Origin of the sequence: Sandaracinus amylolyticus (genome assembly GCF_000737325.1) — a bacterium.
Taxonomy (GTDB): Bacteria; Myxococcota_A; Polyangia; order Polyangiales; family Sandaracinaceae; genus Sandaracinus; species Sandaracinus amylolyticus.
Genome location: NZ_CP011125.1, coordinates 3271653 through 3286161 on the forward strand (window position 1 = coordinate 3271653; position 14509 = coordinate 3286161).

A 14509-nucleotide genomic window follows, 5' to 3' on the forward strand; every position below is an offset into this window, starting at 1 on the left:
TCCGCCGACGTAGCACGCATGCAGGCGCTGAGTGGAATCGGGATCCTGCGCGCGCCCTCTCGCGCACCCCGCTCGCGCGCAGATCTCGGAATTCTGCGCGCTCCCCTGTGCGGGACTTCCCTGACAGCACTACTGGATCCGAACGCTCTCGGCGTTTTCGACCTTGTTCTTCGCAATGGCGGTCTGAGATAGTCGCACCACGCGCGGCATGCCGCCCCCGCGCGTGAAATGGGGAGCTCTCGATGCGCCGGATCGCCCTCGTCGTCGGCACGCTCACGTGTCTGCTCGTTGCGTGGACGAATCACGCGTCCGCTCAGCCATTGGGGGAGTTCAACGTCCTCCGCTACCACCCCGCTCCAGGCCCCAACAACTACTTCGGCGTCGACGGCGCCGCGGTCCGTGGTGAGGTCGCAGGCGCAGCGGGCGTGCAGCTCGATTACGCGCACGAGCCGTTCACGCTCTACAGCGCGACCTGCGAGGCGGGCGACGCAGGCTGCGAGACGACGGGCATCGAAGCGAACGTCGTCCAGTACACCGCGGCCGCGCACCTCTGGGGATCGATCGCGCTCTTCAACCGCATCCAGATCGGCCTGAACGTGCCGCTCGTGCTCACCGAGGGCGACGCGTTCCCGAACCCCGCGGGCCCCGGTGATCTCATCTCGTCGGGCAGCGGCTTCACGCTCGGCGATCCGCGGCTGCACGTGAAGGCGAACCTGCTCGACGATGCGAGCGGGCTGCGTCTCGGCCTCGCGGCGTGGGTGACGGCGCCGGTCGCAGTGCACATCGCGGAAGGGCGCTTCGTCGGCGACGAGGATCCGAGCTTCGGCGGCCACGCGATCATCGAGTACGTCAACCAGGGCGTGCACGTCGCCGGCAACGTCGGCGGCTACTGGCGCGACGGCGACACGCTCTTCTCGACGGTCGCGGGACCGGCGCTGAGCTACGGCCTCGCGTTCGGCTACGACATCACGCCGCTCGTGATGGTGTTCGGCGAGATCCAGGGCTCGACCGCGTTCTCCGGGCAGGTCGACGAGAACCCGCTCGAGGCGCGCCTCGGTGGCCGCCTGCGCGTCGACGACGTCGTGTTCGAGCTCGGCGCGGGCGCGGGCCTCGTCGCGGGCGTGGGCGTGCCGGTGTTCCGCGTGCTCGGCGGCTTCGCGTGGGCGCCGCAGCGCGCCGACAACGACGGCGACGGCATCGACGACTCGATGGACTCGTGCCCGGCCGATCGCGAGGACCTCGACGACTGGCACGACGACGACGGATGCCCCGAGCCCGACAACGACTCCGATGGCCTCGCCGACGGCGCCGATCGCTGCCCGAACGAAGCGGAGGACATGGACGGCGACGCCGACGACGACGGCTGCCCCGACCTCGACACCGACGGCGACGGCGTGCACGACGGCTACGACTCGTGCCCGACGCAGGCGGAGGACATGGACGGCGACCGCGACGACGACGGCTGCCCCGACGCCGATCGCGATCGCGACAACATCGAGGACTCGGCCGACCAGTGCCCGGATCAGCCGGAGGACACCGACGGCTTCGGCGACGAGGACGGCTGCCCGGAGACCGACTTCGACGGCGACAACCTGCCCGACGACGGCGATCAGTGCCCGGATCAGCCCGAGGACGCCGACGGCTTCGAGGACGAAGACGGCTGCGCCGAGGAAGCGGGCCCGCCGCCCGCGGAAGAGACGCCCGCCGATCGCCGCCGCCGCGGCCGCTGAGCTCGCTCCGCTCTGCCCGAAAGTTGACCCGGTGACGCGCTCGCCCGTACGTGGGCGGGATGCGGCACCGGGTCGCTTCGCTTCTGATGCTCGTCGTCGCGCTCGTGGGCACGCCGTTCGTGCTCGCGTGTCGCGACGTCGACAGCACGTCGGGCACGTCGATCGGCAGCTTCGACGTGCACGGCACGCTCGACGAGAACGGGTGCGCGCCCGGGCTCGACTCGATCGATCCGCTCGAGTTCCGCGTCGACCTCGCGCGCGAGCACGGCACGCTGACCTGGCGGATGCAGGGCGGCGGTCCGGTGTTCGGCACGATCGAGGACGACGGCGAGTTCCGCGTGCGCTCGTCGACGGAGGCGGAGGCCTGGCCGGAAGATCCGGTGAACGGGATCCGCGGCTGCCGGCTCACGCAGATCGAGACGATCGAGGGCACGATCCGCGATCTGCCTCGCGCGGACGGCGGGACGTCGATGCCCGACGCGGGCACGCAGGGCGACGCGGGGACGCAGGGCGACGCGGGGACGCAGGGCGACGCGGGCGCGAGCGCGCGGCCGACGTTCGAGGCGTCGCACCGCATCGAGGTCGTGCCGGTCGCGGGCTCCGACTGCAGCCCGCTGCTGATCGTCCACGGCGGCAGCTTCCCGACGCTGCCGTGCTCCGCTCGGTACGACCTCGAGGCCGAGGCGGACTAGCTCTCCGCGCCGCTCTCCGACGAGTCGGTCGTGGGCGCGTCGACCGCGTCCATGCTGCCCGTCTTCTTCGGCGCGGGGGGCGGCGCGGCCTGCTGGATGCGGCGCTCCGCGAGGATGATCAGCTTCGGCGAGTCGGCGCCGAAGAACACGCCCGGCGTCGCCTCGCGCCCCGAGACCTCGACCACGCGGAAGCCGCGCTGGTGGAGGATCTGCCCGAGCTCGTGCAGCGAGTAGAGCCGCACCGAGTACTGGTTGTCGCGCTGGCGCCCGTCGTCGAGGATCACGGTGCGCTTCACGGTCAGGCGCGACGTGATGAAGTTCGCCTGCGTCTCTTCCATCACGACGCAGCCGTCGCCCTCGAACCACACGAGGTTCGGCTGCGTCGGCACGACGAAGTCGCGGTTCACGACCTCGAGCAGCAGCTTGCCCTTCGGGCGCAGCGCGCGATGCAGGCGCTCGACGACGCCGCGGTTCTGATCGTCGTCGAAGTAGCCGAACGTCGTGCCCCAGCAGAGCACGGCGTCGAACGCTCCGTCGAAGTTCATCTCCCGCATGTCGGCGTGGAGGAAGTTGATGCGGAAGCCCTGATCCTGCGCCTCGTCGGCCGCGCGCGAGAGCATCGGCAGCGAGAGGTCGAGGCCGACGACGAGGTAGCCGCGGCGCGTGAGCTCGATCGCGTGCAGGCCGAGCCCGCAGCCGACGTCGAGGATCGTCGAGCCTTCCTTCAGCGCGAGCCGCTGCTCGATGAAGTCGCACTGCCGCGCGATCTGCCGCGGGTTCGGCGGCGGCACGGTGCGGAGGTAGTCGTCGTTGAAGAAGTCCTCCCACCAGTTGCCCTTCTTCTTCGAGCGACGCGCGGGCTCGGCCGCGGGCTCCTGGGCGGTGGTGGTGGACGACGCGGTCGCGGTCGACGACGCGGTCGCGGTCGCCGATGCGGGCGCGGCCGCGGTCGGCGTGGCGCTCGTCGCGCCGGCGGGGCGTGCCGGCGGCGCCGCGCGCGCGGGCTTGTCGGGCGGCGGTGGCGGGGCGGAGCGCTTCTTCGGATCGAGCGAGTCGGTCTCGCCGCTCGCCTCGACCTCGAGATCGTCGGCGGCGAGCTCCTCTTCGTCGGCGGGACGCTGCGCGCGCGCCGGCGGCGGAGGGGGCTTCGCCGCGTCGGTGAGCTCGTCATCGGGCAGCTCGAGCTCGGCGGCCGAGACCTCGTCGCCGTCGTCCTCCGGCGCGCGCGCCGTGGCAGCGGCGTCGAGGGCTGCGTCGTCGTCGAGCGCATCGTCCTCGTCGAGCGCATCGCCCGCGTCGAGCGCATCGTCGCCGAGCTCCTCGTCGGCGAGCGCGCTCATCATGTCGCGCTCGTCGTCGCCGACGTCGACCTCGAGGTCGTCGAAGCTCTCGCTGATGCTCAGCTCCGGCTCCTCGTCGTGCGAGGGCCACGACGGCGTGGGCGCTGCCGCCTGCGTCGGCGTCGGGGCGGGCGGCGGCGACGAGATCGCGACGACGCGCGACACGATCACCGCCGGCTGTGCGCTCGGCATCGACGCACGCGGCTCGTCCGCCGCGCGGGTGACGCCGGGCGAGGTCCGCTCGGCGTCGACGGGCGGCTGGCTCGGCGGCGGGCGCTCGCTCATCGCGGGCTGCGCGCCGGGATCGGTCTCGCGCACGCGCTCGAGCTCGGGCTCCGTCGACGGGCTCCCGAGCGCGGGCGCGCTCGGCGTGGCGGCGATGCGCGTGGGCTCCTCCTCGAGCGACGGCGCGGCAGCGCCGGGCTCGTCGTCGACCTGGAGCTCGTCCGCGTCGAGCTCTTCCGCGAGATCGACGTCCGCGAGCTCCATCCCGAGCTCCGACGTCGTCGTCGCCGCGGCGACCGCCGCGCTCACCTGCGTGCGCTCGGTCGGCATCGGCGCGAACGGGTCCTGCTCCTCCGGCGTCGACACCGCGGCGAGCTCTCCGTCGGGGCTGGTGCTGCGACGCGGCACCTCGTCGACCGGCACGCGCAGCGAGCGACGCCGTCCGGTGCGACGCCGCGAGGGGCGTTCCGCCAGCGCGAGCGTGTCGGGGCTCGAGCCCTCGCCGTCCGGACCGTCGCCGTGCTCGCGATCGGTCACGACACGTTCCTCCCATCGCGCACGCGTCGCGCGATCGCCTGTCCCATCCGCACCGGCGTCCCCGGGTCCACCGCGAGCTCGATGTCCGAGCGGCGCGTGGTGAGCACGATGACGGTCGAGCCGAGCTGGAACGCGCCGAGCTCGTCGCCGCGACCGAGCGTCGGCTCGCGCCCGGGCAGATATCGAACCGTGCCGCGCGGCGGCCCGTCGTTGGTGCGCATCGCGGGATCGAACGTGAGCGTCACGCTGCCGACCACGATCGCGCCGACGAGGATGGTCGCGATCTCACCGTGCAACGGGCTCTCCTGGAACACCGCGACGCGCTCGTTCTTCGCGAACAGCCCGGGCACGTGCTCGAGGCCGATCTTGTTGACCGGGAAGAGCGTCCCGCCGACGTGGCGCACCACGCGCACCGGACCCTCGACCGCCGCGTGCACGCGGTGGTAGTCGCGCGGCGAGAGATAGATGATCGCGAAGCGCCCGCCCTCGTAGCGCGACGCGTCGCGCGCATCGCCGAGGAGCTCGCCGACGTCGTAGGGACGGCCCTTCACGCGGAACGTCGCGCGCGCGTCGATCGTCCCGCAGTCCTCCACGAGCCCGTCGGCGGGCGAGACGATGGCGCCGGGATCGGGATCGATCGGGCGACATCCATCGCGCAGCGGCCGCGTGAAGAACTGGTTGAACGACGTCCACCCGCCGCTCGGCACGTCGCACTCCGAGAGATCGACGGCGTACGCGCGCACGTAGAGCTCGATCGCGCGCTGCAGGAGCGGGAGCGGTACACCCGCCGACGCCATCCGGCCGAGGACCCGGCTGATCCGCTTGCGCGGCAGGAATCGCAGGGTCTCGGCGGCGATGCGCGATGCGAGCATGTGGGCGGGGTTCCCTCGCTGCCTCCCCGCTCGGTTCGACCGTTCTCTCGCGATCGGAGGACGGTGCGGGGCTGGTGTGGGCGCCAAGACAGCGGGCGCGAGGGGCGACGAGGATGCTAAGCGAGCCCGGAAGCGGCCGTCAAACGCGTATTTACGTCACCCGGGCAGCCGCGCGCGGAGCGTGAACGTGAGCGGGAGACGGTCGCGCCACGCCTCGGGCAGGCGCCAGAGGCCGTCGTCGCCGCGCGTCATCGACTCGAAGGGCTGGAACTCAGCGTCCCGGTGCTCGTGCAACATCTCGATCACGAGCCCGACGTCGAGCAGCGCTTGGACGATCTCGCCGAGGCCGTGCGCCCACTCGAAGCACGTCACGTTCTCGAGCTTCGGGCCGCCCTCGGTGTACGTCGTGCCGTCGTCCCAGCGCGTCGGCTCCTCGCGCTCGAAGTAGGGCCCTTCGACCACCAGCTTCCCGTCGCGCTCGAAGACGCCGTTCATCATCGGGTGCACCTCGCGCACGTAGAGCACGCCGCCCGGCTTCAGCAGCGCGCGCACGATGCGCGCCCATCGCGTGATCGACGGCAGCCAGCAGATCGCGCCGACGCTCACGTAGACGACGTCGAACGGCGCCTCGTCCGCGAGCGCCCGCTCCGCGTCGTGCACGTCGCTCTCGACGAAGCGCGCGCGATCCGCGAGCCCGCAGCGCTGCGCGAGGTCACGCGCGGCCGTGATCGCGTCGTGCGAGAAGTCGAGCCCGACCACGCGCGATGCGCCGAGCCGCGCCCACGACAGCGTCTCGACGCCGAGGTGACACTGCAGCTGACAGAGCGAGCGGCCTTCGATCGCGCCGAGCTCCTCGCGCTCGCACGGATGCAACCAGATGCCGCGGGCGCCCGCGACGAAGCCGTCGAGGTCGTAGAACTTCGAGCGCGCATGGACGCGCGCGCGCTCGTCCCAGTTGCGCTTGTTCGTGTCTCGATGCTCGTCGCGCATGAAAAAAGACGCCCTCCGTGAGGAGGGCGTCTTCTTACGCGATCGCAGCGGCGATCACACGTCGTAGTACATCATGAACTCGAGCGGCGTCGGGCGGAGGCGGATCGGGTCGACCTCCTTCGCGCGCTTGTACGAGACCCACTCCTCGATGACGTCGCGCGTGAACACGTCGCCCTTGAGGAGGAACTCGTAGTCGTGCTCGAGCGCCGTGAGCGCCTCGCTGAGCGAGCCCGGAACGTGCGGGACGTTCTTCAGCTCCTCGGGCGAGAGCGAGTAGATGTCCTTGTCGAGCGGATCGCCCGGATCGATCTTGTTCTGGATGCCGTCGAGGCCCGCCATGAGCATCGCCGCGAACGCGATGTAGGGGTTCGTCGACGGGTCGGGGAAGCGCACCTCGATGCGCTTCGCCTTCGGCGACGTCGAGTACATCGGGATGCGGATCGACGCCGAGCGGTTGCGCGACGAGTACGCGAGGTTGACCGGCGCCTCGTAGCCCGGGACGAGACGGCGATAGCTGTTCACCGTCGGGTTCGTCAGCGCGCAGAGCGCCGGCGCGTGCTTGAGGATGCCGCCGATGTAGTGGAGCGCCATCTCGCTCATGCCCGCGTAGCGGTCGCCGGCGAAGAGCGGCTTGCCCTCGCGCCAGATCGACTGGTGCACGTGCATGCCCGAGCCGTTGTCGCCGTAGAGCGGCTTCGGCATGAACGTCGCGGTCTTGCCCGCCATGCGCGCGCTGTTCTTCACGACGTTCTTGAACCAGAGGAGCTGGTCCGCCATGTGCGTGAGCGACTGGAAGCGCATGTCGATCTCGCACTGACCGGCCGTCGCGACCTCGTGGTGGTGCAGCTCCACCTCGATGCCGACCGCCGTGAGCATGCGCGACGTCTCCGTGCGCCAGTCCATCAGCGTGTCGTTCGGCGCGCAGGGGAAGTAGCCGCCCTTGTAGCCGATCTTGTGGCCGAGGTTCGGGCCCTCGTGGCGGCCCGTGTTCCACGCCGCCTCGATCGAGTCGAGCTCGTAGAAGCCGCCGTTGTTCGCGACCTCGAACTTCACGTCGTCGAACACGAAGAACTCGGCCTCGGGGCCGAAGTACGCCGTGTCGCCGATGCCCGTCTGGCGGAGGTAGCTCTCGGCCTTCTGCGCGATGTAGCGCGGGTTGCGCGAGTAGGGCTCACGCGTGATCGGGTCGACGACGTCGCAGATGAGCACGATCGTCGGCTGCTCGGTGAACGGGTCCATCTGCGCGGTCTTCGCGTCCGGCAGGAGCAGCATGTCGCTCGCGTTGATCGGCTGGAAGCCGCGGATCGACGAGCCGTCGAACCCGAAGCCGTCCTCGAACGCACCCTCGTCGAGGCGCGCCGCCGGGACGGTCGTGTGCTGCCAGACGCCGGGGAGGTCGCAGAAGCGCAGGTCGACCATCACGGCGTTGTTCTTCTTGGCGAGCTCGATTGCCTTCTTCACGTCGCTCATAAGTCGGTTCTCTCTCTCCGGGTCTGGTGCTCTCTGGAGCGGATGCTGCGGGGCTCGGGATCAGGCTCAGACGGCGTCCTCGCCACGCTCGCCGGTGCGGATGCGGACCGCCTCCTCGACGTGGAAGACGAAGACCTTTCCGTCGCCGATGCGGCCCGTCTTGGCCGAGCGCTCGATCGCCTCGAGCACCGGCACGACGAGCGCGTCGGGAATCACGACCTCGATCTTCACCTTCGGCACGAAGTCGACCACGTAGGCGGACCCGCGATAGACCTCGCGCTTGCCGCCGGTACGGCCGAAGCCTTTCACCTCGGTGACGGTCATGCCCTTGACGCCGACTTCCGCGAGCGCGTCCTTCACCTCGTCGAGCTTGAACGGCTTGATGATGGCCTCGACCTTCTTCATGGCTCGTCTCTCTCCGGTGGGGCGCATGCGCTATGAACGTGGTTTGTTTCGGTTACGTTTCGGCGCCGTAAATAGGCGACCGGAAGGTGCTTCGTCGAGCCGAACGTAGGGACACGTTCGATTTGAGTCGCGCCTGATACGTGAAGAAATGCGCGGGATCTGCGTGTCGCAGACGCGCTCGCTCACGGGATCCAGGTCGCGTGGAAGATCGGGCCCTGAGCGCCCGGCTCGGCGATGACGCGCACTTGATCCCGGCCCGCGAGGCGGAGCACGGACTCGATCGCGATCCGGATGCCGCGCGTGGAGAACTCGGGGATGTCGGGCCAGCCGACGACGCGGATCTCCGCACGGCCGGGGCAGACGACGAGCGGCACGAGCTCGCCGCGGTTGAGCGCGCGCGCGTAGATGCGCGGGGTGCGCGCGACGAGCGCCTCGTCGGTCGTGAACCGGAGGAGCAAGCGCCAGAGCGTCGTGAGCGTGCGCTCGACGGCGGTGCGCGAGACCTGCTCGTGGAGCTCGACGGGATCACGCGCGAGCTCGATCGCGGCCGCGTGCATGACGTGCTCGGCGGTCGTCACGCGCGGCCACGACACCGCGGACGTCTCGTCGTACTCGCGACGCGCGTCGGGTGGGAGGCGATCGAGCGCGCGGGCGAAGCGCGCCGGCCCGCAGATCTCCTGCAGGATGCGCCGGTGCTCGAGGACGAGCGCGCCCGACATGCACGCGATCGACGCCGACGGTGCCCCCGTTCCGTCCATGCGCGGATGCTAGCCGCCGCGGGATCGCCGCGGCAACCGAGGGTCACTGGATGGGTGCGGCGCCGCACGAAGCGCGCACGCGAGCCGCGTGCATCGAGCGCGGGTGCGCGGCGAGGAAGCGGTCGGCCTCGGTGCGCGCGGCCGCGGTGAGGCCCGCTTCGCAGAGCGCGAGGACGCGGGTCGCAGCGCGCTCTTCGCGCAGCGCGCCCTGCGGGAACCGCGCGGCGTGATCGTCGAGGAGCGCGAGCGCGCGCGTCGCGTCGTGCGCGCGGAGGGCGCGGTGGGCTTCGCGGAGGAGCGCGGTCTCGGCGAGCAGGGCATCGCGGGCGGGCCCGGTGGCGCGCGGCTGCACGCGATCGGGGGACGCGGCGCGCACCGGCGCCGCTCGCTCCGGTGCGGGCGGCTCCGGCGCGGGCTCCTCGGTCGCCGGCTGCTCGGGCGCGTCGATCGGCGCGAGGTGGACTTCGGGCAGCGGATCGACGGGCGCGTCAGGCGCGACCTCGCGGCGGGGCGACGGCGCGTCGCGCGACGCGATCACCGCGATCGCGGCGCCGCCGACCACCGTCGTCGCGAGCGCGGCGGCGGCCACGATCTTCCACGCGCTCCATGCGGCGACCGCCTTCGCGGCGGTCGCGCTCGCCGCCGCTCCCGACACCGCCGTGCCGGCGACCGCACCGCCGGCGATCGTCGCCGCGACCGCACGGCGCAGGCGCGCGCGCTCCTCCGCGCTCGGACCGAGGCCCTCGCGCGCTGCATCGATCAGCGAACGATCGATCTCGCGCTCGCTCACGGCTGCCTCCATTCGTCCTTCGCGCGGAGGCGCGCGAGGTGTCGGTCGTACTCGCGGCGCGCGAGGCGCAGGCGCGAGTAGACGGTGTTCACGTTCACCTCGAGCGCGGACGCGATCTCGGGAACGGGCATCTGCTCGATCTCGGCGAGCACGAAGACGGTGCGCTGGTCCTCGCCCATCGCGGCGAGGATCTCGCCGAGCAGGCGGACCGCCTCGGCGCGCGCGACCTCTTCGTGAGGGCCCGCGCTCGTGACGTCGACGACGTCGTCGGGGAGCGCAGCGTGATCGTGCTTGCGGCGGAAGCGACGACGATGCTCCTGGATGACGCGCACGAGGATGCGCGCGAGCCAGGTGCGAATCGCGGCGCGGCCTTCGAACTCGGGCAGGCGTCGGTGCACGACGACGAACACGTCCTGGAGCACGTCGTCGATCGCGGTGGCGGGCACGCCGAGGGCGCGCGCGCTGCGCCAGAGGAAGTCGACGTGCGCGTCGTAGACCTCGTCGAACGAGGGCACGTCCGCCGGCGTGGTCGCGGGCTCCGCGACGTCGACCGGATGCGCGCTCGTGGCGGACACGAAGGCCATGCTCGCACGGACAATGTCCGCGGCGCGGCGCGCCCGTCACACGATCTTCAGGGGAGGCGGATCAGCGCGCCGAGCCCGAGGACCGCGCCGACGTCGGACGCGCGGTGGACGCGCCGTGGCGCTCCGTCGAGCTCGAGATCGAAGGTCGGCGCGACGAACGGGATCTGGAGCTCGGCGAGCACGGTGATCGCGAGCGGTCCGACGACCCACACGCGCGCTTCGCCGCCGACGGCGAGCGCGGCCCAGGGCGCAGCGCCCGAGAGCACGATCGGCACGGCCTCGCCGCGGCCCCACATCGCGCCGGCTTCGACGGCGAGGCAGGGCGCGAGCTCGAGCAGCGGAGGTGCGGCCTCGAGCGCGAGGCACGTGCGGAGGCGCGCGGCGGCGAGCCCGAAGCTGCCGCCGCGCGGGTCGTCCTCGGCGAGCCGCGCGCGTTGCTCGGCGAGGAACGAGCCCGACGCCCAGAGCTCGAGCGCGCCTCCCGAGAAGAGACCGAGACGCACGCCGAGCGAGACCATCGCGCCCGGCGACACCGACGGAACCGGACCGATGCCGAGGATCGCGTGCGCGCTGGCGACGAAGCGCACATCGAGCGGCGTCGACGGCGTCGTGGGCGGGGGTGCGGCCTCGGGCTCGGGCGCGGGCTCGGCGACGTGGGGCCGCGGCGACGACAGCGCGTCGGCAGTGTCGGACGGCTCGCCGTTCGCACGCTCGGTCGCGGGCTGGGTCTCGGGCGCGGGGTCGGTCTCGGGCTCGGTCTCGGGCTCGGGCTCGGCCTCGCTCTCGTTCGCCGCGACGGCCTCGGGATCGATCGCCATCGCGATCACCAGCGCCGCGGCCTGCGCGAGCCCTTCGCACGACGTGCCTCCGATCGTGCGCGCGCCTTCGCCCTCGGGCGTGCTCGTCTCGATCTCGAGCTCCAGCTGCGTGCCGCGCCGCACGATCCTCGCGCGCACGCGGATCGTCGCATCGCGCCGTGCGTGCGCGCCGAGCAGGCGATCGACCTCGCTCGCGACCGCGTCGCGAGCGGGACAGCCCACGGGCGCGCTCCACGTGAGCACGTCCGCGCTCGTTCGCTGCGCGTGCGCGCACGGCGCCGTCGCGCCGCCGAGCACGATCGCGAGCACGAACGTCGACCCCCACCAGTGCGCTCGCATCCCCCCCTGCGCCGCGAGCCGGTATGCCCTCGTCGTTCGCCCGGCGCAACGACGTGCACTTCGTGTGACGGGCGCGGCGGCTCGCGGTCATTGGCCCCTCAGAGCAGCTTGGGAGGACGAATGACGCGTATGACGAATCGGTGGGCGACGTGGCGCCCCGCGCTCCTGCTCCTGGCGCCCGCGCTCATGGGCGCGCGCGGTTGCGGCGATCCGGTGCCGATCGGAGGGACCTGCGATCCCGCGGATTGCGGCTCTGCATCGGGTGCGCCCGCGATCATGTGCTCGGATGGCTCGCTCGGCGGCAACACCGGGCGCTGCATCGCCGCGGCGGACGGATCGCAGTGCACGTGGGAGTTCCGCGACTGCCCCGATCCCGATCCCGCCGAGTGCACGCCGACCGCCGACGGATCGACGCGGCTGACCATCGAGCAGTGCGAATCGTGCGGCGGGTTCGTCGTCGGCGATCCCGGTGACGGGCGCACGCACCGCGCGGACTTCCGGTGCCCCGACGGCACGCCCTCGATGGGCTCGGTGAGCTTCGGCATCGAAGGCGGCGCGTGCTGCCGACAGCCCGACGACACGTGCGCGAGCAGCGAGTGCGGTGCCGCGCCGGACGTCGCGACGTGGATCTGCGAGGACGGACGCGTCGGTGGCTTCACCGGTCGCTGTCTGCGCGACGCCGCCGGCGCGTGCGGCTGGGAGATCGTCGACTGCCCGCGCGGCGACGCGTGCGAGCCCGCGGAGTGCGGTCCTGCGCCCGGTGCGCCCGCGATCACGTGCCCCGACGGATCGATCGGCGGCAACACCGGCCGCTGCCTGCGCGCGGCGGACGGCACGTGCGGCTGGGAGCACCGCGAGTGCCCGAGCACGGTCGCGTGCGGCGGCCTCACGCCCGAGCCCGTCGACTGCGGCGAAGGTCGCTATTGCGCGTGGACGCTCGAGAACATGTGCGGCGCGTTCGACGCGCAGGGCGTGTGCCGCGATCGTCCGGACGCGAGCTCGTGCGCGGCGATCGACGCGGCGCCGGTGTGCGGCTGCGACGGCACGACGTACCAGAACGACTGCTACGCCGCGGCCGCCGGACAGAGCGCGTTCAGCAGCGGTCCGTGCGGCGGGTACGTCGAGTGCGATCCGAGCCTCGTCGCGTGCGACGCGCTCCCCGGTCCGTGCCCCGAGGGCCAGGTGCGCAGCGTGAGCGGCGTGTGCTGGGGCGAGTGCGTCGAGGCGGATCGTTGCCGCCCGTCCGACTGTCGTCGCGCGGGATGCGAGTCGGGGTACTCGTGCGAGGCGTGCCTCGCGCCCGAGGGCGCGGTGTACACGTGCATCCCCGAGGGAGCGGCCTGCTGACGCTACGGAATCCGTAGCGCTACGGAATTGATAGCGGGCCCGCGATCGACGTCGATCGCGGGCCCGTTCGTTTCATCCGTCGCGTCGCGTGCGCAGGTACTCGAGCAGTCGCGTCGCGGTCTGTCGGACCTGCTCGTCCTCGTCTGCCGTCGCGCGCTCGACGAGCTCGACGAGCTCCGGCCAGCCCGCCATCGCGATCGCGTTCAGCGTCGCGCGCTGCAGCAGCGGATCCGGCGTGTGGCGGACGTATCCGTCGAACACGTCGAACGCGTCGGGATCGAACCGGCGGAAGCCCGCGGCGAGCCGGAAGATCGCCTTCACGCGATCGTCGTGGGTCTTCGCGTCGCGAGCCAGCTCGATCAGCTGCTCCGGGTAGTACGAGAGCAGCCTCGTCGCGAGATCGACCGCGAGATCCGGCGTGTCGTAGCCGCGCACCCACAGATGATGCGTGCCCGAGATCGGATCTTCGACGTAGTGGACCGCGGTCGATTGGTCCTCGTCGGCCCAGACCTGCTCGTACGGCTCCTTGTCGCCCTGGGGCTCGTAGACGTGGTGTCGGACCAGACGTAGCTCCGACGCGACGCGCTCGAAGTCCTCGCGGGTCACCTGCGGGTACAGCACCACGTACTCTTCGGAATTCTCGTCTTCGTCGTCGCTCAATCGCGCTCCTTCGCACCCCGACACGACGACTATCACGCGACTACACTCCGTCTCGATGAGGATCGTCTCGCCGGTGGTGGTGGTCCACGGAGGCGCGGGCGACGTGCCCGAGGCGTCGCGCGCCGCGCACGCGGAGGGATGTCGCGTGGCCGCTGCCGAAGGGCTGCGCGTGCTGCTCGAGACCGGCTCCGCGCTCGAGGCCGCGGTGCGCGCGGTCGAGGTGCTCGAGGACGACTCGAAGTACAACGCGGGCACCGGCGCGTGCCTCACGGAGGCGGGCACGATCGAGCTCGACGCGTCGGTGATGGAGGGCACGACGATGCGCGGCGGCGCGGTGTGCGCGCTGCCTCCGTTCCGCAACCCGATCCGCATCGCGCGCGCAGTGCTCGAGGAAGGACGGCACGTGCTCTACGCGAGCGAGGGCGCGTCGCGCTTCGCGATCGCGCACGGGTTCGCGCCCGCGGATCCCGAGACGATGATCACCGCGAAGGCGCGACAACGGCTCGACGCGGTGCTCGCGGGGCGCGCCGAGCGCGGCTGGGCAGGCGGCACCGTGGGCGCGGTCGCGTGCGATCGCGAGGGCCGCGTCGCCGCCGCGACGAGCACCGGAGGCATGGTGGGCAAGCGCGTGGGGCGCGTGGGCGACAGCCCGATCCTCGGCGCGGGCACGTTCGCCGACGACGAGTCGGGCGCGGCGTCGGCGACCGGGCAGGGCGAGGCGATCCATCGCTTCGGGCTCACGCGCTACGCGTGCGATCTGCTGCGCGCCGGGCTCACCGCGCAGCAAGCGGCGGACGTGTCGATCGAGCGCTTCGGCGCGCGCGTGTCGGGCAGCGGCGGGCTGATCGTCGTCGATGGGCGCGGCGAGATCGGGATCGCGCGCAACACCGCGACGATGAGCTTCGGCGTGGCGCGCGAGGGTGAAGACGCGGGGGCAGGGCACTGAAGCGCG

14 protein-coding genes are annotated in these 14509 nt (G+C 72.0%); 4 read left to right on the forward strand and 10 right to left on the reverse strand.

Going from position 1 to position 14509, the window contains the following annotated elements; translation table 11 throughout:
- Positions 1–242 precede the first annotated feature (242 nt).
- Both DB32_RS13740 and DB32_RS13745 read left to right on the forward strand, forming a co-directional pair.
- Positions 243–1730: a thrombospondin type 3 repeat-containing protein gene (locus tag DB32_RS13740; RefSeq protein WP_157069024.1), complete on the forward strand. Its 1488-nt coding sequence runs from the start codon at positions 243–245 to the stop codon at positions 1728–1730.
- 86 nt (positions 1731–1816) lie between these two features.
- On the forward strand, positions 1817–2422 hold the full coding sequence (locus DB32_RS13745) for a hypothetical protein (protein ID WP_053232918.1): 606 nt from the start codon (positions 1817–1819) through the stop codon (positions 2420–2422).
- On the opposite strand, the gene DB32_RS13750 is transcribed toward DB32_RS13745, so the two are convergent.
- From DB32_RS13750 to DB32_RS13790, 9 genes are all read right to left on the reverse strand, one after another.
- Positions 2419–4524, reverse strand: coding sequence for a class I SAM-dependent methyltransferase (locus DB32_RS13750; protein WP_053232919.1), 2106 nt, complete (start codon positions 4522–4524; stop codon positions 2419–2421). The two genes, DB32_RS13745 and DB32_RS13750, sit on opposite strands and share 4 nt — an antisense overlap.
- The gene (asd, locus tag DB32_RS13755) at positions 4521–5396 is read right to left on the reverse strand and encodes an archaetidylserine decarboxylase (protein WP_053232920.1); all 876 of its coding nucleotides are present in this window, start codon (positions 5394–5396) and stop codon (positions 4521–4523) included. Before asd ends, DB32_RS13750 begins: the two co-directional genes overlap by 4 nt.
- 156 nt (positions 5397–5552) lie before the next feature.
- A complete protein-coding gene (locus DB32_RS13760; protein ID WP_053232921.1) occupies positions 5553–6386 on the reverse strand; it encodes a class I SAM-dependent methyltransferase in 834 nt (277 codons plus the stop codon).
- A gap of 54 nt (positions 6387–6440) precedes the next feature.
- Positions 6441–7847: a type I glutamate--ammonia ligase gene (gene glnA, locus DB32_RS13765; protein ID WP_275935472.1), complete on the reverse strand. Its 1407-nt coding sequence runs from the start codon at positions 7845–7847 to the stop codon at positions 6441–6443.
- Between the two features lie 75 nt (positions 7848–7922).
- A complete protein-coding gene (locus DB32_RS13770; protein WP_053232923.1) occupies positions 7923–8261 on the reverse strand; it encodes a P-II family nitrogen regulator in 339 nt (112 codons plus the stop codon).
- A 182-nt stretch (positions 8262–8443) separates the two neighbouring features.
- Positions 8444–9019, reverse strand: coding sequence for a hypothetical protein (locus DB32_RS13775; protein ID WP_053232924.1), 576 nt, complete (start codon positions 9017–9019; stop codon positions 8444–8446).
- A 43-nt stretch (positions 9020–9062) separates the two neighbouring features.
- Positions 9063–9809, reverse strand: coding sequence for a hypothetical protein (locus DB32_RS13780; RefSeq protein ID WP_157069025.1), 747 nt, complete (start codon positions 9807–9809; stop codon positions 9063–9065).
- Positions 9806–10384 (reverse strand): RNA polymerase sigma factor, encoded by a 579-nt coding sequence (locus DB32_RS13785; protein ID WP_169791441.1) that lies wholly within the window; start codon positions 10382–10384, stop codon positions 9806–9808. The genes DB32_RS13780 and DB32_RS13785 overlap by 4 nt, the downstream gene beginning before the upstream one ends.
- A 56-nt stretch (positions 10385–10440) precedes the next feature.
- Positions 10441–11550 carry a hypothetical protein gene (locus DB32_RS13790; RefSeq protein WP_053232927.1) on the reverse strand — a complete coding sequence of 370 codons (1110 nt, stop codon included), beginning with the start codon at positions 11548–11550 and terminating at the stop codon, positions 10441–10443.
- Positions 11551–11679: 129 nt separating this feature from the next.
- Between DB32_RS13790 and DB32_RS49510 the strand changes: the two genes are divergently transcribed.
- Positions 11680–12897: a hypothetical protein gene (locus DB32_RS49510; protein WP_053232928.1), complete on the forward strand. Its 1218-nt coding sequence runs from the start codon at positions 11680–11682 to the stop codon at positions 12895–12897.
- A 72-nt stretch (positions 12898–12969) separates the two neighbouring features.
- Here the strand turns inward: DB32_RS49510 and DB32_RS13800 are convergent, their stop codons facing one another.
- Entirely contained in the window at positions 12970–13557 is a 588-nt protein-coding gene (locus DB32_RS13800; RefSeq protein ID WP_053232929.1) for a HEAT repeat domain-containing protein, read from the reverse strand.
- A gap of 55 nt (positions 13558–13612) precedes the next feature.
- Between DB32_RS13800 and DB32_RS13805 the strand changes: the two genes are divergently transcribed.
- On the forward strand, positions 13613–14503 hold the full coding sequence (locus tag DB32_RS13805; protein WP_053232930.1) for an isoaspartyl peptidase/L-asparaginase family protein: 891 nt from the start codon (positions 13613–13615) through the stop codon (positions 14501–14503).
- The last annotated feature ends 6 nt before the right edge of the window (positions 14504–14509 follow it).

Excerpts from the sequence above, each read along its gene's own strand:
- DB32_RS13740 (WP_157069024.1), top strand. The coding sequence starts at position 243 with ATGCGCCGGATCGCCCTCGTCGTCGGCACGCTCACGTGTCTGCTCGTT.
- DB32_RS13745 (WP_053232918.1), top strand. The coding sequence starts at position 1,817 with ATGCTCGTCGTCGCGCTCGTGGGCACGCCGTTCGTGCTCGCGTGTCGC.
- asd (WP_053232920.1), bottom strand. The coding sequence starts at position 5,396 with ATGCTCGCATCGCGCATCGCCGCCGAGACCCTGCGATTCCTGCCGCGC.
- DB32_RS13760 (WP_053232921.1), bottom strand. The coding sequence starts at position 6,386 with ATGCGCGACGAGCATCGAGACACGAACAAGCGCAACTGGGACGAGCGC.
- DB32_RS13770 (WP_053232923.1), bottom strand. The coding sequence starts at position 8,261 with ATGAAGAAGGTCGAGGCCATCATCAAGCCGTTCAAGCTCGACGAGGTG.
- DB32_RS13775 (WP_053232924.1), bottom strand. The coding sequence starts at position 9,019 with ATGGACGGAACGGGGGCACCGTCGGCGTCGATCGCGTGCATGTCGGGC.
- DB32_RS13790 (WP_053232927.1), bottom strand. The coding sequence starts at position 11,550 with ATGCGAGCGCACTGGTGGGGGTCGACGTTCGTGCTCGCGATCGTGCTC.
- DB32_RS49510 (WP_053232928.1), top strand. The coding sequence starts at position 11,680 with ATGACGAATCGGTGGGCGACGTGGCGCCCCGCGCTCCTGCTCCTGGCG.
- DB32_RS13805 (WP_053232930.1), top strand. The coding sequence starts at position 13,613 with ATGAGGATCGTCTCGCCGGTGGTGGTGGTCCACGGAGGCGCGGGCGAC.